General features: G+C 65.5%; 19 protein-coding genes and 1 pseudogene. 11 read left to right on the plus strand and 9 right to left on the minus strand.

From position 1 onward, the window contains the following. Positions 1-18 precede the first annotated feature (18 nt). The 7 genes from A5645_RS03305 to A5645_RS03335 all read right to left on the minus strand — a co-directional run bounded on the left by A5645_RS03305 (position 19) and on the right by A5645_RS03335 (position 6,581). Positions 19-207 (minus strand): ferredoxin, encoded by a 189-nt coding sequence (locus tag A5645_RS03305; protein WP_065036429.1) that lies wholly within the window; start codon positions 205-207, stop codon positions 19-21. Continuing rightward, positions 204-1,487 carry a cytochrome P450 gene (locus tag A5645_RS03310; RefSeq protein WP_065128447.1) on the minus strand — a complete coding sequence of 428 codons (1,284 nt, stop codon included), beginning with the start codon at positions 1,485-1,487 and terminating at the stop codon, positions 204-206. The genes A5645_RS03305 and A5645_RS03310 overlap by 4 nt, the downstream gene beginning before the upstream one ends. A gap of 102 nt (positions 1,488-1,589) precedes the next feature. Beyond that, positions 1,590-2,093, minus strand: a complete 504-nt coding sequence (locus tag A5645_RS03315) for a hypothetical protein (RefSeq protein WP_065128448.1) — start codon at positions 2,091-2,093, stop codon at positions 1,590-1,592. Between the two features lie 8 nt (positions 2,094-2,101). Next, the gene (locus tag A5645_RS03320) at positions 2,102-2,707 is read right to left on the minus strand and encodes a TetR/AcrR family transcriptional regulator (protein ID WP_065036432.1); all 606 of its coding nucleotides are present in this window, start codon (positions 2,705-2,707) and stop codon (positions 2,102-2,104) included. A gap of 107 nt (positions 2,708-2,814) precedes the next feature. Next, the gene (locus A5645_RS03325; RefSeq protein ID WP_065036433.1) at positions 2,815-3,966 is read right to left on the minus strand and encodes a thiolase family protein; all 1,152 of its coding nucleotides are present in this window, start codon (positions 3,964-3,966) and stop codon (positions 2,815-2,817) included. Positions 3,967-4,016: 50 nt separating this feature from the next. Next, positions 4,017-5,183 (minus strand): acyl-CoA dehydrogenase family protein, encoded by a 1,167-nt coding sequence (locus tag A5645_RS03330; protein WP_065128471.1) that lies wholly within the window; start codon positions 5,181-5,183, stop codon positions 4,017-4,019. 99 nt (positions 5,184-5,282) lie between these two features. Continuing rightward, on the minus strand, positions 5,283-6,581 hold the full coding sequence (locus tag A5645_RS03335; RefSeq protein WP_065036434.1) for an amidohydrolase family protein: 1,299 nt from the start codon (positions 6,579-6,581) through the stop codon (positions 5,283-5,285). Positions 6,582-6,952: 371 nt separating this feature from the next. Here A5645_RS03335 and A5645_RS03340 point away from each other — a divergent pair, with 371 nt between their 5' ends. From A5645_RS03340 to A5645_RS03370, 7 genes are read left to right on the plus strand one after another with little or no spacing between them, the layout of a single operon-like run. Beyond that, positions 6,953-7,510 carry a carboxymuconolactone decarboxylase family protein gene (locus A5645_RS03340; protein ID WP_065036435.1) on the plus strand — a complete coding sequence of 186 codons (558 nt, stop codon included), beginning with the start codon at positions 6,953-6,955 and terminating at the stop codon, positions 7,508-7,510. 2 nt (positions 7,511-7,512) lie between these two features. After that, entirely contained in the window at positions 7,513-8,793 is a 1,281-nt protein-coding gene (locus tag A5645_RS03345) for an aromatic ring-hydroxylating oxygenase subunit alpha (RefSeq protein WP_065128449.1), read from the plus strand. Further along, on the plus strand, positions 8,777-9,100 hold the full coding sequence (locus tag A5645_RS03350; RefSeq protein WP_065036437.1) for a hypothetical protein: 324 nt from the start codon (positions 8,777-8,779) through the stop codon (positions 9,098-9,100). Before A5645_RS03345 ends, A5645_RS03350 begins: the two co-directional genes overlap by 17 nt. 2 nt (positions 9,101-9,102) lie before the next feature. Continuing rightward, positions 9,103-10,362 carry a metal-dependent hydrolase family protein gene (locus A5645_RS03355; RefSeq protein WP_065128450.1) on the plus strand — a complete coding sequence of 420 codons (1,260 nt, stop codon included), beginning with the start codon at positions 9,103-9,105 and terminating at the stop codon, positions 10,360-10,362. Then, complete coding sequence (locus tag A5645_RS03360; protein ID WP_065036439.1) at positions 10,346-10,768, plus strand: nuclear transport factor 2 family protein; 423 nt, start codon at positions 10,346-10,348, stop codon at positions 10,766-10,768. Before A5645_RS03355 ends, A5645_RS03360 begins: the two co-directional genes overlap by 17 nt. Next, on the plus strand, positions 10,765-11,853 hold the full coding sequence (locus tag A5645_RS03365) for an acyl-CoA dehydrogenase family protein (RefSeq protein WP_065128452.1): 1,089 nt from the start codon (positions 10,765-10,767) through the stop codon (positions 11,851-11,853). Before A5645_RS03360 ends, A5645_RS03365 begins: the two co-directional genes overlap by 4 nt. A 53-nt stretch (positions 11,854-11,906) precedes the next feature. Continuing rightward, the gene (locus tag A5645_RS03370; protein ID WP_081288132.1) at positions 11,907-12,650 is read left to right on the plus strand and encodes an acyl-CoA dehydrogenase family protein; all 744 of its coding nucleotides are present in this window, start codon (positions 11,907-11,909) and stop codon (positions 12,648-12,650) included. Positions 12,651-12,738: 88 nt separating this feature from the next. Here the strand turns inward: A5645_RS03370 and A5645_RS29385 are convergent, their stop codons facing one another. Together A5645_RS29385 and A5645_RS29390 are read right to left on the minus strand one after the other, a co-directional pair. Then, entirely contained in the window at positions 12,739-13,263 is a 525-nt protein-coding gene (locus A5645_RS29385) for an acyl-CoA dehydrogenase family protein (RefSeq protein ID WP_436405460.1), read from the minus strand. Further along, a pseudogene (locus tag A5645_RS29390) lies at positions 13,261-13,914 on the minus strand (acyl-CoA dehydrogenase family protein); the annotation flags it as partial. The gene A5645_RS29385 and the pseudogene A5645_RS29390, both read right to left, overlap by 3 nt. A gap of 219 nt (positions 13,915-14,133) precedes the next feature. Between A5645_RS29390 and A5645_RS03380 the strand changes: the two are divergent. The 4 genes from A5645_RS03380 (at position 14,134) to A5645_RS03395 (ending at position 17,954) form a co-directional block, all read left to right on the plus strand. Continuing rightward, complete coding sequence (locus A5645_RS03380) at positions 14,134-14,787, plus strand: TetR/AcrR family transcriptional regulator (protein ID WP_065035344.1); 654 nt, start codon at positions 14,134-14,136, stop codon at positions 14,785-14,787. Positions 14,788-14,990: 203 nt separating this feature from the next. Then, on the plus strand, positions 14,991-16,193 hold the full coding sequence (locus tag A5645_RS03385) for a cytochrome P450 (protein ID WP_065035343.1): 1,203 nt from the start codon (positions 14,991-14,993) through the stop codon (positions 16,191-16,193). A gap of 19 nt (positions 16,194-16,212) precedes the next feature. After that, a complete protein-coding gene (locus tag A5645_RS03390; RefSeq protein WP_065035342.1) occupies positions 16,213-17,064 on the plus strand; it encodes a mycofactocin-coupled SDR family oxidoreductase in 852 nt (283 codons plus the stop codon). 23 nt (positions 17,065-17,087) lie between these two features. Further along, positions 17,088-17,954, plus strand: coding sequence for an SDR family NAD(P)-dependent oxidoreductase (locus A5645_RS03395; protein WP_436405461.1), 867 nt, complete (start codon positions 17,088-17,090; stop codon positions 17,952-17,954). The last annotated feature ends 107 nt before the right edge of the window (positions 17,955-18,061 follow it).

An 18,061-nucleotide genomic window follows, 5' to 3' on the forward strand; every position in this document is an offset into this window, starting at 1 on the left:
CTTGCCTGCCTGTGTCGGTCAGCGTTCCTTGATCGCCTGCTCCGGACAGCATTCGATGGCTTCCCGGGTGGCGGCTTCCAATTCGGTTGGCACGTCTTCGGTTATCGCTTCGGCGTAACCGTCATCCGTCAGGCTGAAAACTTCCGGGCACAACGTCAGGCACATGCCGTGACCGCGGCACGTCCCGTCGTCGACCCAGACCTTCATGCCGGCGTGAACTCCAGGTGCAGCTCGGTCAGCCCACGCAGGATATAGGTCGGAACATACTGGTAGCGCCGGTCATTCGCCGGCCCGTGCACCTGCTCGTCGAGCCTGATGTCGGAGGTCCGATCGAGCAATCGCTCGATCGCGACCCGGGTTTCGGCCCGGGCCAGCGGTGCACCGGGGCAGCTGTGGATGCCGCGGCCGAAGGACAGATGCTGGCGGGCGTTCTTGCGGGCCGGGTCGAAGGTCGCGGGGTCCTCGAAACGGCGCGGGTCGCGGTTGGCGGCGGCCTGCAGGATCATCACCGTCGTGCCGGCCGGCAGGTCGACGCCGCCGACGTTGACCGGCACCCGGTTCATCCGGAAGTCGCCCTTGACCGGGCTTTCGATCCGCAGCGACTCCTCGATGAAGTTGGGGATCAGGGTGCGGTCCTTGCGCAGCTGCTGCTGGATGTCGGGACGCTCGGCGAGCGTTTGCAGCGACGCGCCCAGCAGGCGCACGGTCGTTTCCTGTCCGGCCGAGAACACGTTGCTGGCGACGCGGGCGACGTCTTCGATCTCGGGGATGGAGCCGTCCGGGTAGGTGGCCGTCGCCAGACCGGTCAGTACGTCGTCACGCGGGTCGCGGCGGCGGTCCCGGACGTAGTCGGAGAACAGGCCGTAGAGGAATTCCAGGGGGCTGTGCGCCAGCGCTTCCTTGCCGGTGCCGCCGATTCCGCCACCGGAGTGCTGGCGGATGCCCTTGACGAATTTGTCCCGATCTTCCATCGGGACGCCGAGCAGGTCGGCGATGACCAGCAGTGTGAACGGTCCGGCGAAACCCTTGATCCACTCCCCGCGGCCCGGCGCCAGGAACTCGTCCAGCACCTGATCGGCCAGCAGCCACATGGCGTCCTCGTTTTCCTTGAGGCGCTTGGGCGTGATCAGCCGCATCAACAGGGAACGGTGGTTGGTGTGGGTGGGCGGGTCCAGGGTGGGCAGCTGGTCGCTGAACGGCAGTTCGTCGCGGTGCTGCTCGATCAATTCGGTGATGTCGGAGTCGCCCAGCCCGTCGAGCGGGACCGGAAAGCCGGGGAACGGGCCGGTCACCGAGATGCACGACGAGAAGGTCTTGGCGTCGTTGAGTACCGCGCAGGCTTCCTCCCAGCCGGTGACCATGGTGACGCCGTGGTGTTCCTCGCGGGTGACCGGGCACCGCTCCCGTAGCGCCTCGTAGTACGGGTAGGGGTCCTCGATCAGCTGCTTGTCGCGGAAGAAGTCCAGCTTGGTGACGTCGTTCTCCATCTCGTTGCTCCGTTCGAATCTCACCTCGCGAGAATCCGCCTCTCACAGATGAGCATTACATTTCCACATGACCCGGGTGGGCCGCAACGCCGGTTGTCGAGCTCAGGCAGGCAACAGGTCGGCGGCCACTGAGTGGCCCGCCAACAGCCCGCTGCGGAAGGACTCGACCGGGCTGATCGAACTCGTCTTCGCCGCGGCCGCGGCCAGCGCCTTCGCCTTGAACGTCTGTGCGGCCCTGCTGAGCCGGTGTTGGACCCGACCCACGCTGTCGTCGAGTTCGGCGGGCCAGGTGCGGCCCCACAGGGTGACCTCGGTGACGCCGTGATCAAGCGCCTGCAGCACCCCGGTGCGAACTCGCGGGTCGGATCCGAGCAGGTCCGCCGCGGCCGCCAGGGCCTGCGGGCGGGGCCGCGTACCCACCGAGGCCAGAGCGCTCTCCAGGTCGAGGGTCCGGGCGCCGAGGATGTGCAGGGGCCGGTCGTCGGGATGGTCGGTGAGCAGGACGGTGACATCCCAGCCGGCCATCGCTCGATCGAAGAGCCAGCCACCCGCGAACCGAACCACGTCGACCATGCTGGACGCCACGACGTCCAGGCGGTATCGCATGTCGGGCTCTAGGGCGTCTTGGGCGGGGAAAAGTCGCGCGCCAGCGTCTCCGCGTACTCCTTGAACACCTCGGCCAGCGGTATCGAAGGGTCCAGCAACCATGTCATTTCCATTCCGTGGATGAAGGCGAGAATTTCCACTGCCTTGACGGCGGGGTCTATGTCGGTGCGATACCGGCCGGCGGCCTGCCCGCGGCGGATGCCCGCGGCGACGATCTCGGTGGCATCGCGCTGCCGTCGCACCAGACGGTCGTGCAACGGGGCGTCGGCGGCGAGGTTCTCCACCAACAGCACGGTGAACGTGCCCAATAGTTCGGGTGCCCGGCTGAAGCGGTCGGCGACCTGGGCAATCTCACCGATCAAGTCACCGCCGCGGTCGGAGTGCGTGTCGTCATCGGCGTCGCGGGCGTCGAGCACGGCGTGCAGCAACTGCTCCTTCGATTCGAAGTGATGCAGCAGGCCCGCGGGGGTCACGCCCGCCTCGCGGGCGATCTGGGCGAGCGTGGTGCTGCGCCATCCGTTGCGCGACAACAGCCGCTGGGCCACGGCGAGGATGCGTTGCTTGCGGTCCTCCCCCTTGGCCAGCAACGTCTCGTAGGGCCGTACCTCGGGCACCGGATTCCTTCGTCGAGCCGATCAGGGCAAACCAACCTAGTGAATACACAGTAGGTTGGTTGGTCCGCCGTGACAAGGCCCTTTTCGGGTCCCTTGGTTGCCGCTTTCTAGTGCACCAACTCGACCAGCGTGGCGTTGGCCGTGCCGCCGCCCTCGCACATGGTCTGCAGCCCGAACCGGATTCCGTTGGCACGCATGTGGTGGACCATGCGGGTCATCAGCACCGCTCCCGACGCGCCCAACGGATGCCCGAGTGCGATCGCGCCGCCGAGCGGATTCAGCCGGTCCGGGTCCGCGCCGGTCTCGGCGAGCCACGCCAGCGGCACCGGCGCGAATGCCTCGTTCACCTCGAACACGCCGACGTCGTCCACCCGGACACCGGACTTCGCGAGCACCTTCTCGGTGGCCGGGATCGGACCGGTCAACATCAGCACCGGATCGGCTCCGGTGACCGCGCCGGCGCGATAACGCACGATCGGCGTCAGACCCATCTCGAGCGCCAGTTCGGAAGTGGTGACCAACAGCGCTGCGGCCCCGTCGGAGATCTGCGAGGAGTTGCCCGCGTGGATCACCCCGTCTTCGACGAAGGCCGGCTTCAATCCGGCCAGCTTCTCGACCGTGGTCCCGCGCCGGATGCCCTCGTCCTGGTGGACCAGGCCGGCATCGTCGTCGGTGAACACCGGGACGATCTGTTCGGTGAACGCACCGCTGTCCTGGGCCGCCGCCGCCCGTTCGTGCGACAACGCGGAGTACTCGTCAAGCCTGCTCCGCGACAGCCCCCACTTCTTGGCGATCATCTCCGCCGACAGGCCCTGGTTGAACGAGAAGTCGTCGTATCGGGCAAGGACTTTCGGCCCGTAGGGCATCCCGGTCGCCCTGGCCGCGCCGAGCGGCACCCGGCTCATCACTTCGACGCCGCCGGCCACCACCACGTCCTGCTGACCCGACATCACCGCCTGCACCGCGAAGTCGAGCGCCTGCTGGCTGGAGCCGCAGGCTCGGTTGACGGTGGTGCCGGGGATGCTCTCCGGCCAGCCCGCGGCCAGCACGGCATAGCGGCCGATGTTGCTGGACTGGTCGCCGACCTGGGACACGCAGCCCCAGATGACGTCGTCGATGCGCTCGGGGCTGACGCCGGTGCGTTCCAGCAGTTCATTGAGGACGACGGCGGACAGGTCGGCGGCGTGCATCCCTGACAGTCCGCCGTTGCGCTTACCGACCGCGGTGCGCACCGCCTCGACGATGACGGTCTCCCGCATTTGTTCGCTCCGATCCTCGTTCGACGAACAACAAACTACCTAGTAGCTCCTCAGTAGCTGCGAGGCAGTTTCAGGACGTGCGAACCGAGGAAGTTGAGGATCATCTCCTGGCTGACCGGTGCGATCTTCATCAGCCGCGCCTCGCGGAAGTAGCGCGTGACGTGATACTCCTCGGCGTAACCCATGCCGCCATGGGTCTGCAGCGCCCGGTCCGCGGCGGTGAACCCGGCGTCGGCGCACAGGTACTTGGCCGTATTGGCTTCGCGCCCACAGGGTTTGCCGTTGTCGTAGAGCCAGGTCGCTTTGCGCAACATCAGCTCGGCGGCATCGAGTCTTGCCAGTGAATCCGCGAGCGGGAACTGCAGGCCCTGGTTCATCCCGATCGGCCTGCCGAACACCTCGCGCTCGTTGCCGTACTTGACGGCCTTTTCCAGGGCCACCCGGCCGATGCCCAGCGCCTCGGCCGCGATCAGCATCCGTTCCGGGTTCAGTCCGTCCAGGATGTACTGGAAACCCTTGCCCTCCTCGCCGACCCGGTCCTCGACCGGGACTTCGAGGTTGTCGATGAACAGCTCATTGGAGCTGACGGCATTGCGGCCCATTTTCTTGATCGGCCGGATGTCGACGCGGCTGCGGTCAAGGTCGGTGAGGAACAACGTCATGCCGTCGGTCTTCTTGGTGACCTCGTCATAGCTCTGGGTGCGGGTCAGCAGCAGGATCTTGTCGGACTCCATCGCTTTGGAGATCCAGACTTTGCGGCCGTTGACGACGTAGCGGTCGCCGTCCCGCTTGGCGAAGGTGGTGATGCGTGAGGTGTCAAGGCCGGCGCCGGGTTCAGTGACGCCGAAGCAGACGTGGATCTCCCCCGTCGCCACCCGTGGCAGGGTGCGGGCCTTGAGTTCGTCCGAGCCGTGCACCACCACCGGCTGCATGCCGAAGATCGTCAGGTGGATGGAGCTGGCGGCGTTCATCGCGCCGCCGGACTTGGCCACTTCCTCCAGGAGGATGGTGGCTTCGGTGATGCCCAGGCCGTGCCCACCGTATTGGGTGGGAATCGTCATGCCGAGCCAGCCGCCGTCGGCGATGGCGCGGTAGAACTCCGTCGGGAACTCGTGCGCCTGGTCTTTTTCCATCCAGTAGTGGTCGTCGAATTTCGACGCCAATTCCGCGACTGAGCGCCGGATGAGCTCCTGGTCCTCGGTCAGCTCGAAGTTCATGCCGTCCACTTGTGGCGCCTCCTCATTGCGCGAGCAGACGCAAAAGCCCCCGACACGCCGGAGGCTTGGGCGCCTTTGCGTCTGCTCGGCCGATACGCGTCATTCCGTGTTGCCGGTGATGGCTTTCGCGTTGGCCGCGAATTCCGCGAAGGACGAGCCGTCGCGGCTGTCTTTGGCGTGGCCCGCCGCCCTGATGGACACGTCGTGGCCCTCGGCCGCCTTGCGCAGCGAGCCCACGGTGGCCTGTTCGCGCGTGATGTGCGTGAACGGGTCGAACGAGTACCAGCGCATGGCGTTCTCGTGGGTCATCTTGTTGATCTCGTCGTCGGGAACGTTGTTGATGGACAACACGTCCCACAGCTCCTCGGGCGCGCCCGGCCACATCGAGTCACTGTGCGGGTAGTCGGCCTCCCAGCAGATGTTGTCGATGCCGATCATGTTGCGCAGCGCGACGCCCACCTTGTCGCTGATGAAGCAGGTCAGGAAGTGCTCGCGGAAGACCTCGCTGGGCAGCTTGCCCTTGAAGTCCTGGTGCGTCCAGGTCGAGTGCATCTCGTAGGTGCGGTCGGCGCGTTCGAGGAAGTAAGGGATCCAGCCGGTGCCGCCTTCGGAGAGCGCGATCTTGAGGTCCGGGTACTCCTTGATGGGCCGTGACCACAGCAGGTCCGCGGCGGCCTGCACGATGTTCATCGGCTGCAGCGTGATCATCACGTCCATCGGCGCGTCCGGCGCGGTGATGGCCAGCCGGCCCGAGGAACCGATGTGCACGTTCATCACGGTGTCGGTGTCGCACAAGGCTTTCCACAGTGGGTTCCAGTACTCGTTGTGGAAGCTTGGGTAGCCCATCGCGGCCGGGTTCTCGGTGAAGGTCAGCGCGTGCACGCCCTTCTTGGCGACCCGGCGCACCTCGGCGGCACAAGCCTCGGCGTCCCAGATCACCGGGATGGCCATCGGGATGAACCGCGCGGGGTAGGCGCCGCACCACTCCTCGATGTGCCAGTCGTTGTAGGCCTGCACCAGTGCGATCGAGAAGTCGGGGTCATCGGTGGCGAACAACCGGCCGGCGAAGCCGGGGAACGACGGGAAACAGATCGAGGCCAGGATGCCACCGGCGTTCATGTCCTTGACCCGCTCGTCCACGTTGTAACAACCGGGCCGGATCTCGTCGAGCCCGGTGGGCTCGATGCCGTACTCCTCCTTCGGCCGGCCGGCAACGGCGTTCAGCGCGACGTTCGGGATCACCGTGTCGCGGAACTTCCACATGTCCGAACCGTCGGCGTTGTGCACCAGACGCGGTGCGTCGTCGATGTACTTCTTCGCCAGGTGGTTCTGGAACATGTTCGGCGGCTCGACGGTGTGGTCGTCCACGCTGATCAGGATCATGTCCTCTTTGTTCACGACGCTTCCCTTCTAATTCTGGCCGGACCCAACCGATCGCACGGGTCTCAACGAACGCGCGGGTTCCACCGGCCCCCGACCGGCACAGTCAAGCCCCGCGTGCGCAAAATCTCTATAAGTTGAAAACTAGCTTCTCGCGAAGCGAGAATCAACATCCAGCATTGCCGCCAGTGGGGCGGAAAGCCCCGGCAAGCTGCGAACGAACGGCAAATTCTCCGGTTGGGAACGACTCTCGGCGCGGCGCGGGCGCGAGCCCTCTCCCACCCGGTGCGGATCGTTTCGCTCCGAGATTGACCAACAGAACAATATGTGTGAGTCTATTGGTTGGAAATGAGAATACGATTCTCTTTGACCGAGAGGATACTCGCGCGATGCGCTTGCCGCCGCTGCCCGCCGACCGCTGGGACGAGTCTGTCGACCAGGCGCTGGCCGCAATGCTGCCCGCGGAACGCCGCAATCCGCGCGACGCGTCCAACGTGCTGGCCACGTTGGTCAACCACCCCGTCCTGACCAAGGCGTTCCTGAAGTTCAATGTGCATCTGCTGTTCACGTCAACCCTGCCGCCGCGCGTGCGCGAACTGGCCATCCTGCGGGTCGCGCACCGTCGCGGCTGCACCTACGAATGGACGCACCACGTGAACCTGGCCAAGCGGGAGGGTGTCACCGACGCCGAGGTCGAGGCGGCGCGGCAGCCGCAGATCGCCGACACGGCGTTCGACGAATTCGAACGCGCGATCCTGACCGGCGTGGACGAACTCGACGAGCAGTCTGAGCTGTCCGATCCGACCTGGGCCACGCTGGGCACGCGGTTCGACGACCGCCAGCGGATGGACTACGTCTTCACGGTCGGCTCCTACATCATGCTCGCCATGGCACTCAACACTTTTGGTGTCGAGGTCGAGACAACCACCAAATCCGAGGAGAAGTAAGAGTGGCCCACTTCCCGAAGCCAGCCGCCGGAAGCTGGACAGAGAACTATCCCGAACTGGGAACGGCGCCGGTCGACTACACCGACTCGATCGATCCGGCGTTCTTCGAAGCCGAGCGCAGCGCAATCTTCAAGCGCACCTGGCTCAACGTCGGTCGGGTCGAACGACTGCCCCGCACCGGCAGCTACTTCACCAAGGAGTTGCCGTCGGCCGGGCAAGGCATGTCGGTGATCATCGTCAAGACCAAGGACGGCTCGGTCAAGGCATTCCACAACGTGTGCCGTCACCGTGGAAACAAGCTGGTGTGGAACGACTTTCCACATCAAGAGACGTCTGGTACCTGTCGGCAGTTCACCTGCAAGTACCACGCCTGGCGCTACAGCCTCGACGGAGATCTGACCTACATCCAGCAAGAGGACGAGTTCTTCAACGTCGACAAGAGCGACTACGGCCTGGTGCCCGTGCGCTGCGAGGTGTGGGAAGGCTTCATCTTCATCAACTTTGACCAGGCGGCCCAGCCGTTGATCGATTACCTCGGACCGCTGGCCAAGGGCATCGAGGGCTATCCGTTCGCCGAGATGACCGAAACCTACTCGTACCGGGCCGAGGTCGGCAGCAACTGGAAGTTGTTCATCGACGCGTTCGCCGAGTTCTATCACGCGCCGGTTTTGCACCAAGGGCAGTACACCAAGGAAGAAGCCGCCAAGATCATCAAGTACGGCTTCGAGGCGCTGCACTACGAGCTGGTCAGCCCGCACGGAATGATCTCCACCTGGGGTGGTCAGGCCCCGCCGGCCGACATGAAGATGGTCAAGCCGATGGATCAGGTGTTGCGCAGCGGGCTGTTCGGGCCGTGGGACAAGCCGGAAGTCATCGCCAACCTCGACCAGCTGCCGCCGGGAGTAAACCCGAAAAAGGTCAAGCAGTGGGGCATCGACTCGTGGCACTTCTACCCGAACTTCATGCTGTTGATCTGGGAGCCGGGCTGGTTCCTGACCTACCACTACTGGCCGACCGCCGTCGACAAGCACATCTTCGAGTGCACGCTGTATTTCGTGCCGCCGCGCAACGCGCGGGAGCGCCTGGCGCAGGAACTGGCGGCGGTGACCTTCAAGGAATACGCATTGCAGGACGCCAACACCCTGGAAGCCACCCAGACCATGATCGGCACCAAGGTCGTCAGCGACTTCCCGTTGTGCGACCAGGAAATCCTGCTCCGGCACCTGCACAAGGTGACCGGCGACTACGTGAAGGAGTACTCCGGCAATGGCGCTTCCCGCTGAATTCGCGGCCCTGGAGCCGTTTTTGGACTGGGACCTGGCCCACGAACCCGATCGCTACGCCAAGCGGCTGGCCTCGACGATGGCCGAGATGCAGGAGTTCTACGACGTCGCCTTCCCACTCCTCAACGATGTCATCGACTACGTTGACAAGTACCCGCTCGACGACCTGCCCGAGGACGCCCGCACGCTCATGCACCTGATGCAGTCACTGGTGATGGTCTCGTTTCCCATCGAGGCCTGGAAGCAGCCGCGCGTCCCGGACAGCGGTGCGGCGTGGGTGGAACTAACCCGGGAGCCGGTGATCTGACATTGCCCGACGCTCTTCGCGCAAGCGACTCATCGCGGCTGACCCTCAAGGCGGCAGGGCTGTTCGACGTCGACGCCGGTGAGATCGTCCGACCGGGCGTGCTGCGGATCGAGGGTGATCGCATCGTCGGCGTCGGCGGCTCGGGCCCGGCGGGCCCAGAAGACACCGTGATCGATCTGGGCGATCAAATCCTGTTGCCCGGGTTGATGGACATGGAAGTCAACCTGCTCATGGGCGGCCGTGGTGAGAAGCCGGGTCTTTCCCAGGTGCAGGACGATCCGCCGACGCGGGTGCTGCGCGCCGTCGGCAATGCCCGCCGCACCCTGCGCGCCGGATTCACCACCGTGCGTAATCTCGGGTTGTTCGTCAAGACCGGCGGTTACCTGCTAGACGTCGCGCTGGGCAAGGCGATCGACGCGGGCTGGATCGACGGACCGCGCATTGTGCCTGCTGGACATGCGATTACGCCTACCGGCGGGCACCTGGACCCGACGATGTTCGCCGCGTTCATGCCGGGCGCACTCGAGCTCACGGTCGAGGAGGGCATCGCCAACGGCGTCGACGAGATCCGCAAGGCCGTGCGATACCAGATCAAGCACGGTGCGCAGCTGATCAAGGTGTGCGTCTCAGGCGGTGTGATGTCGTTGACCGGTGAAGCTGGTGCACAACATTATTCGGACGAGGAGCTGCGCGCGATCGTCGACGAGGCGCACCGGCGCGGGCTGCGGGTCGCCGCTCACACCCACGGAGCGGAAGCGGTCAAGCACGCAGTCGCGTGCGGCATCGACTGCATCGAACACGGCTTCCTGATGGACGACGAGGCCATCCAGATGCTGGTCGACAACGACCGGTTCCTGGTGACCACCCGCCGGCTCGCCGAGGCGATGGACGTATCACACGCTCCAAAGGAGTTGCAGGACAAGGCCGCCGAGATGTTTCCGAAGGCGAAGACATCGATCAAGGCCGCCTACGAGGCGGGGGTGAAGATCGCGGTCGGCACCGACGCGCCCGCGATACCGCACGGCAAGAACGCCGACGAACTCGTCACCCTGGTGGAATGGGGGTTGCCGCCGCTGGCGGTGCTGCGGGCAGCCACGGTGACCGCCGCCGAGTTGATCAACTGCACCGACCGCGGCCGGCTGGCCGAGGGATTGCTCGCCGATGTGATCGCGGTGCCGGGAAACCCGTTGGACGACATCACCGTTACCCGAAACGTCGGCTTTGTGATGAAAGGCGGCAAGGTATATGCCCACCAGAACTGACGACCTGGTCGAGATTCAGCAATTGCTGGCCCGGTACGCGGTGACCATCACCCAAGGCGACATCGACGGTCTCATCGGGGTTTTCACGCCGGACGGCACCTACAGCGCATTCGGTGACACCTACACCCTGGACCGCTTTCCCGAGTTGGTCGCCGCCGCCCCCAAGGGCCTGTTCATGACCGGGACGGCGTTGGTGGAGCAACTCGAGGGTGACTCGGCGAGCGGCACCCAGCCGCTGTGCTTCATCGAACATTCCGCGCATGACATGCGGATCGGCTACTATCGCGACACCTACCAGCGGACCGCCGACGGCTGGCGGCTGAAAACCCGCGCCATGACGTTCATTCGGCGCAGCGGCGTGCACGACTCGGGCCGTCCGCACGCCGTGGGCCGCCCCACGCCGTGAACGTCGAGCAGTTCCGCGCGGAGCTGTGCGCCTGGCTCGACGAGCATGACTTGACCCCGGAGCCGGACCATTCGCTGCAAGGGCACATGCGTCAGCTCGCCCGCGTCCATGCCGCGCTCTACGAAGCCGGCTGGATGCGCTACGGGTGGCCGGCCGAAGCCGGCGGATTGGGCGGGCCCGCGCTGCTGCGCGCGATCGTCGGTGAGGAGGTGGTGGGCCGCCGACTGGCTGAGCCGGGACCCTACTCGATGGTCGAAGTACTGGCCCCCACCATGATCGATTACGCGCCACCACAACTCGCCACCGAAATGTTGCCCCGACTGCTCAGTGGCCAAGAAACCTGGTGTCAGGGATTCTCCGAACCGGGGTCGGGCAGCGACCTGGCGTCGCTGTCCACCCGGGCCACGCCGGACGGCGACAACTGGATCGTCAACGGCCAGAAGGTGTGGACCAGTTACGCGCAGTTCGCCACGCGCTGCATCCTGCTCACCCGGACCGCGCCCGGATATGACGGAATCACCGCGTTCTTCGTCGATATGAACACCCTGGGCATCACCGTCCGCCCACTGCGCACCATGCACGGCGTCGACGAATTCTGCGAGGTCTACTACGACGACGTGGTGATCCCGTCTAACCGCATGCTCGGCCGGCCCGGGGACGGCTGGCGACTGGCGATGGACCTGCTGCCGTACGAGCGGTCGACCTGCTTCTGGCAGCGGATCGCGTATCTGTATTCGCGCTTCGACGCGTTGATCGCCGAATCGGTTGATGCCGACGAATCCTCCTTGGGTGCCGCATATCTGGCATTGCATACACTGCGCTGCCGGTCCCGAGCGACGCAGCACCGGCTGGCGGGCGGAGCGCGGCTGGGACCGGACACCTCGATCGACAAGGTGTTATTGGCCGGTGCCGAACAAAGGCTGTACGACACGGTTCACGACCTGCTCCCCGGAGCCCTCGAACTCGACGACACAGCCTGGCGTCCGGAATACCTGTATTCCCGGGCGGCCACCATCTACGGGGGCACCGCGGAAATCCAGCGCAACATCATCGCCCGCCGGCTACTGGACCTGGGCAAGGAGTGAGCGTGAGCGACCCCGGTGAACTCCAGCTGATAGCGGACTCGCTGCGCACCGCCATGACGGGCGCCTCGGGCGCCAAGCTCGATGCGGCCCTGACCGAACTCGGCTGGCTCGACATGCTCGCCGAAATCCCGGAATCTGCGATTCCCTTGGTCTTCCGGCTGCTCGGCGAAACCGGAGCGCATGCGCCGGTGCTCAATGACGTCGTGCTGTGCGCCGCCGGGAGCCCGGGTGGGGGCACCGTGCCGCTGCCGTATGCGGGCGGCTCCTGGGTGGTCTGGGCACGCAGCGACGACACGTCGACCGCGCTCGACGCAGACCTGCCGATACACCGGACGTCAGCCGGGAAACCGGTGCCGTTGGGCCAGGGGCGCGCGGCGCTGGGCTGGTGGCTCGTCGGCACCAGCCGGGCGATGCTGTCCCTGGCGCGCCAGCACGCCCTGGATCGCGTGCAGTTCGGCCGGCCGCTCGCGTCGTTTCAGGCGGTGCGGCACCGGCTCGCGGAGACCTTGGTGGCCATCGAGGGCGCCGAGGCCACGCTGCAGGCCGCCACCGATGAGCCCGATGAGCTGGCGTGCCTGCTGGCCAAAGCCGCTGCGGGACAAGCGGCGCTGACCGCGGCGCGGCACTGCCAGCAGGTGCTCGGTGGCATCGGCTTCACCGCCGAACACCGACTGCACCAGCACGTCAAGCGTGCGCTGGTGCTCGACGGCCTGCTCGGCAGCTCGCGGGAGCTCACCCGGGCGGCGGGGAAAGCTGTGCGGGAGCGGGGATTTGCGCCGCGGCTCGCACACTTGTGACGCGCCCACCTCTGACCTCTGACGCCGAGTGTGCGGTTCACGACGCGACACGCCGCGTGGGCGTCGTGAGATTCACGCTCGTGGCGCCTCAGTTGCGGGGTAAGCCCAGGATCCGCTCGGCGATGATGTTGCGCTGGATCTCCGAGGTGCCCCCGGCGATGGTGCCGGCAAAGCTGCGTGCGTAGCGGTCGAACCAACTGCCGTAGTAGTCATCAAGATTCAGCGGGGCAAACGGTGCGGTGATCGCCGGGTGGACGAGGCCGTCGGCGCCCTTGGCGTTCAGCGCGTCCTCGGCGGCACGCTGCAGGGCTTCGGAGCCAAGTAGTTTCAGGACCGACTGCGCCGGCACGTCCTCTTCCCCGCGCGCCGCGCGCGCTGTCGCCGCCGAACCCAGCAGTCGCATCGCCCGGGCGTCCATCACCAGGGTGGCGTAGCGATCCCGCTCCAGCACCCCGCTGGGCGTGTAATCGGTTGTCAGCTCGTCCAATAGGTTCGCATAGTCGAGCCAGAGCATCGCGCGCTCGTGGCCAAGGGACCCGTGTGCCACCCGCCAGCCTGCGTTGAGTTCACCGACCAGATTCTCAGCCGGCACCCGCGCATCGGTGAAGAACACCTCGTTGAAGTCGACGTCCTCGTGGTCGCATATCGAGGCGAACGGACGGCGCACCACCCCGGGTGTATCGGTCGGGATCAGCAATACGCTGATGCCCTTGTGTTTTGGGACTTCGGTGTTGGTGCGCACGAACGTCAGCAGCACGTCGGCATCGTGGGCACCGGATGTCCAGACCTTCTGTCCGTTCACCACGAAGTGGTCACCGTCGAGCACCGCACGCGTCTTGAGCGATGCCAGATCCGATCCGGCCCCGGGTTCGCTCATGCCCAGCGATGCGGTGATCTCGGCCCGCAGAATCGGTATCGCCCAACGCTGCTGCTGTTCACGAGTTCCGAACGACAGCAGCGACGCCGCGATAATCCCCACGCCTTGGGGATTGAAGCTGCGATAGATCCGGCGCCGGGCCATCTCGTCGGCGTGCACATACTGCTGCAGCAGCGAAGCGTTGCGGCCGCCGAACTCGGGCGGGTTGCCGGGCAGCAGCCAGCCGTGGTCGAACAGCAGCCGCTGCCACTGGGCCGCCCATTCCGGCAGGTGCGAACACGACCGCGGCCGCTCGATCCCGACGGCCTCGTCGGGCAGATGCTCGTCGAGGAAAGCGATGAATTCGGCGCGGAATGCCTCGACATCGGCATCGAACGTCAGCTGCACGGGCCTCTCCGGGTTTATCGGGGTGCTTCTGAGGGCTGACCGGGTTCGCTCTCACGAATCCGCTTCCCAAACACGCGTCTAAGAGAATAGTATTCTCGCCGTGAGGAAGTTACAATCTCCAAGACATCGTCCGTGAGGAGGTCGAGCACCGCGATGGCACGACGTTCTCCGGTACAGTCCAATCATGTTCTCTCCTCGCGGCAATCTCCTGAGCCGCCCGTGACGAACCCCAGTGAAGAGCCGGCCTGGAAGCAGCGGGCCGTCGAGCGATCCATCAAGACCGCAAAACTGCGGGCCGCGCAGCGCGTTCAGCGCTTCCTGGACGCCGCGCAGGCCATCATCATCGAGAAGGGCAGCACGGACTTTACCGTCCAGGAGGTCGTGGACCGGTCGCGTCAGTCCCTGCGAAGCTTCTACCTGCAGTTCGACGGCAAGCACGAGCTATTGCTGGCCCTGTTCGAGGACGCCCTGAGCCGGTCGGCCGACCAGATCCGCGCCGCCACCGAGAGTCACACCGATCCGCTGGAGCGGCTAAAGGTCGCCGTCGAACTGCTCTACGAGGCTTCGCGCCCGGACCCCACCGCCAAGCGCCCGCTGTTCACCGATTTCGCGCCCCGTTTGCTGGTGACCCATCCTGCCGAGGTCAAGATCGCCCATGCCCCCCTGCTGGCTTTGCTGACCGAGCTGATGGAAGCCGCAAGCGAAGCCGGCAAGTTGCGCGCTGACGTCAACGCCAAGCGTGTGGCCGCCATGACGATGCAGACGGTCATGTTCATCGCGCAGTCCAGCGGCGGCTCCGACGACGCGACGGTGCACCCGATCAGCGCCGACGAGGTCTGGGATTTCTGCTCACGCGGATTCGCGGGCAAGTAGTTCGACCGAACTCAAATTCGCATGAGCGAATATCGCACGTCATTATCTCCGTGAGAACGGTATTCTCTGTTGAAAAGAACTACAAATAGCCAAAACGGATTCGACGTTGACACTCGTTGGTGGGTGATGACAGAGTTCTACAGGCGGCATTGTCGCGCCCTCCTGACGAACAGGGCGCGTTACCGGCGAGAGGGCAATCACCCGTGACAGTCAGCGCAGCCAACGACGTCTATTTCGATCCGTACGACGTCGAGCTCAACGCCGACCCCTATCCCATGTTCAAGCGGCTGCGCGAAGAGATGCCGCTGTACTACAACGAGCAACACGATTTCTACGCGCTGAGCCGCTTCGCCGACGTCGACAATGCGATCGTCGACTACCAGACCTTCAGCTCGGCCAGGGGCGCGATACTGGAACTGATCCGGGCCAACATCGAGATGCCGCCGGGCGTCCTCATCTTCGAGGACCCGCCCATTCATGACATTCACCGTAAGTTGTTGTCGCGCATGTTCACTCCGCGCAAGATCAACGATCTCGAGCCCAAGATCCGCGAATTCTGCGCGCGCAGCCTGGATCCGTTGATCGGGACGGGTCGATTCGACTTCGTGAGCGACCTCGGAGCGCAGATGCCGATGCGGGTGATCGGCATGCTGCTCGGTGTGCCGGAAGAAGATCAGGAAGCCGCACGCGATTTCGCCAACGCGCAGATGCGCACCGAGGCCGGCAAGCCGATGGAGATCTCGGCCGAGGCGATGCTGAGCGGCGAGTTCTTCGGCCAGTACATCGACTGGCGCGCCGCGAACCCGTCCAACGATCTGACGACCGAACTGCTCAATGCCGAATTCGAGGACGAGACCGGCACGGTCCGCCGGATGCGCCGCGACGAGTTGCTCACCTACATCACCGTGGTGTCGGGAGCCGGCAACGAGACCACCACCCGGCTGATCGGTTGGGCGGGCAAGGTGCTGGCCGAACATCCCGATCAGCGGCGCGCGCTGGTCGAGAACCCCGCGCTGATCCCGGTAGCCGTCGAGGAGCTACTGCGGTACGAGCCGCCGGCTCCGCACGTGGCACGATACGTCACCCGCGACGTGGAGTACTACGGCCAGCGGGTGCCCGAAGGCAGCGTCATGATGATGCTGATCGGCGCGGCAAACCGGGACCACCGCCAATTCCCGCCCGACGGTGACGTTTTCGACATCTACCGCGAGCCACATCAGCACCTGACGTTCAGCGTCGGCACCCACTACTGCCTGGGCTCGGCGTTGGCCCGGCTGGAGGGCCGGATCGCGCTCGAGGAGATCCTCAAGCGCTTCCCCGACTGGGATGTCGACCTTACCGACGCCAAGCTTTCCCCGACGTCCACGGTGCGGGGTTGGGAGTCCATGCCGGCAATTCTCGGCTGAATCAGGAAACGAGGTAACAATGAGCGAAGACGGCAAGGGGCGGGTAGCAGGCAAAGTCGCCTTCGTCACGGGGGCGGCGCTGGGCCAGGGCCGCAGCCACGCGGTGCGGTTGGCACAGGAGGGCGCCGACATCATCGCCATCGACGTGTGCAAACGAGTCGTGGCAACGAGCCCGATCCCGGCGGCGACGCCGGAGGATCTCGCCGAAACCGCTGATCTGGTCAAGAGTTACAACCGGCAGATCTACACCGCCGAAGTGGACGTTCGCGACTATGACGGGCTGAAGGCGGCGGTGGATGCCGGAGTGGACCAGTTGGGTCGGCTGGACATCATCGTGGCCAACGCCGGCATCGGCAACGGCGGGGACACCTTGGATCAGTGCACCGAACACGACTGGCAGGAGATGATCGACGTCAACCTGTCGGGTGTGTGGAAAACGGTGAAAGCCGGTGTGCCGCATATTCTTGCCGGCGGCCGGGGCGGATCGATCATCCTGACCAGTTCGGTCGGCGGGCTGAAGGCGTACCCGCATTGCGGCAACTATGTCGCCGCCAAGCACGGTGTGGTCGGGCTGATGCGCTCGTTCGCAGTCGAGTTGGGGCAGAAGATGATTCGGGTGAACTCGGTGCATCCCACGCATGTGAGCACCGGGATGATCATGAACGAGGGCACCTGGAAATTGTTCCGCCCGGACCTGGAGAACCCGGGCCCCGACGACATGGCACCGATCTGCCAGATGTTCCACACGCTGCCCGTCCCGTGGGTTGACGCGCAGGACATCAGCAATGCCGTGCTGTTCCTGGCCTCCGACGAAGCCCGGTACATCACCGGTGTCACCCTGCCCGTCGACGCGGGGAGCTGCCTCAAATAGGGTTTCCGCCTATGGACGGAAACTTGTCGAGTTTCGACGGACGCGGGGCGGTAGTCACGGGCGGCGCGAGCGGGATCGGCCTGGCCACGGCCGCCGAATTCGCCCGTCGCGGGGCGCGAGTGGTGCTGGCCGACGTCGACCAGCCCGGGCTGGAGCAGGCCGTCACCCACCTGCGCGGCGAAGGCTTCGACGCGCACGGCGTGCAATGCGACGTGCGGCATCTCGAGGAGATGGTGCACCTGGCCGAGGAGTCCTTCCGGCTGCTCGGACAGGTGGACGTGCTGTTCAGCAACGCGGGCATCGTCGTCGCCGGCCCGATCGCCGAGATGACGCACGAGGACTGGCGCTGGGTGATCGATATCGACCTATGGGGGAACATCCACGCCGTGGAGGCCTTCCTGCCGAGGTTGCTCGAGCAGGGCACGGGTGGGCACATCGCGTTCACCGCGTCGTTCGCCGGGCTGGTGCCCAACGCCGGGCTGGGCGCGTACGGCGTCGCCAAGTACGGGGTGGTGGGTCTGGCCGAAACGCTGGCCCGCGAGGTGAAGGGCAACGGCATCGGTGTGTCGGTGCTGTGCCCGATGGTCATCGAGACCAAGCTGGTGTCCAATTCCGAACGCATCCGCGGCGCAGACTACGGGCTCGCCTCCCAGCCCGATGTCACGGGCTCGACGGGCTCACTCCCCCAGCAGGACGACACCCTCGATGTCAATGCGGTCGCCCGCCTGACCGCCGATGCGATCCTGGCCAACCGGCTATACGTGTTGCCGCACGAGGCCGCGCGCGCCTCGATCCGCCGCCGGTTCGAGCGCCTAGACCGGACTTTCGAGGAGCAGGCCGCCGAAGGGTATCACAACCCGCAGACGGGGACCTACCAGCTCGGACCCTAGGTTTGTTGGCGCGAGCAGACGCGAAAACACCCCCCCCCCCCGCCGGGGGGGGGTTTGTCGGTCTCTGCTCGCGCCAACAATGGCGCCACCCTTCGGCGGCCATCTCC

It is taken from the genome of Mycobacterium asiaticum (genome assembly GCF_001673635.1).
GTDB classification, from domain to species: Bacteria; Actinomycetota; Actinomycetes; order Mycobacteriales; family Mycobacteriaceae; genus Mycobacterium; species Mycobacterium asiaticum_C.

Bases quoted from the DNA above. Each gene is read 5' to 3' on its own strand.
- A5645_RS03305 (WP_065036429.1), bottom strand. From the start codon at position 207: ATGAAGGTCTGGGTCGACGACGGGACGTGCCGCGGTCACGGCATGTGC.
- A5645_RS03310 (WP_065128447.1), bottom strand. From the start codon at position 1,487: ATGGAGAACGACGTCACCAAGCTGGACTTCTTCCGCGACAAGCAGCTG.
- A5645_RS03315 (WP_065128448.1), bottom strand. From the start codon at position 2,093: ATGCGATACCGCCTGGACGTCGTGGCGTCCAGCATGGTCGACGTGGTT.
- A5645_RS03325 (WP_065036433.1), bottom strand. From the start codon at position 3,966: ATGCGGGAGACCGTCATCGTCGAGGCGGTGCGCACCGCGGTCGGTAAG.
- A5645_RS03330 (WP_065128471.1), bottom strand. From the start codon at position 5,183: ATGAACTTCGAGCTGACCGAGGACCAGGAGCTCATCCGGCGCTCAGTC.
- A5645_RS03340 (WP_065036435.1), top strand. From the start codon at position 6,953: ATGCGCTTGCCGCCGCTGCCCGCCGACCGCTGGGACGAGTCTGTCGAC.
- A5645_RS03350 (WP_065036437.1), top strand. From the start codon at position 8,777: ATGGCGCTTCCCGCTGAATTCGCGGCCCTGGAGCCGTTTTTGGACTGG.
- A5645_RS03360 (WP_065036439.1), top strand. From the start codon at position 10,346: ATGCCCACCAGAACTGACGACCTGGTCGAGATTCAGCAATTGCTGGCC.
- A5645_RS03370 (WP_081288132.1), top strand. From the start codon at position 11,907: ATGACGGGCGCCTCGGGCGCCAAGCTCGATGCGGCCCTGACCGAACTC.
- A5645_RS03390 (WP_065035342.1), top strand. From the start codon at position 16,213: ATGAGCGAAGACGGCAAGGGGCGGGTAGCAGGCAAAGTCGCCTTCGTC.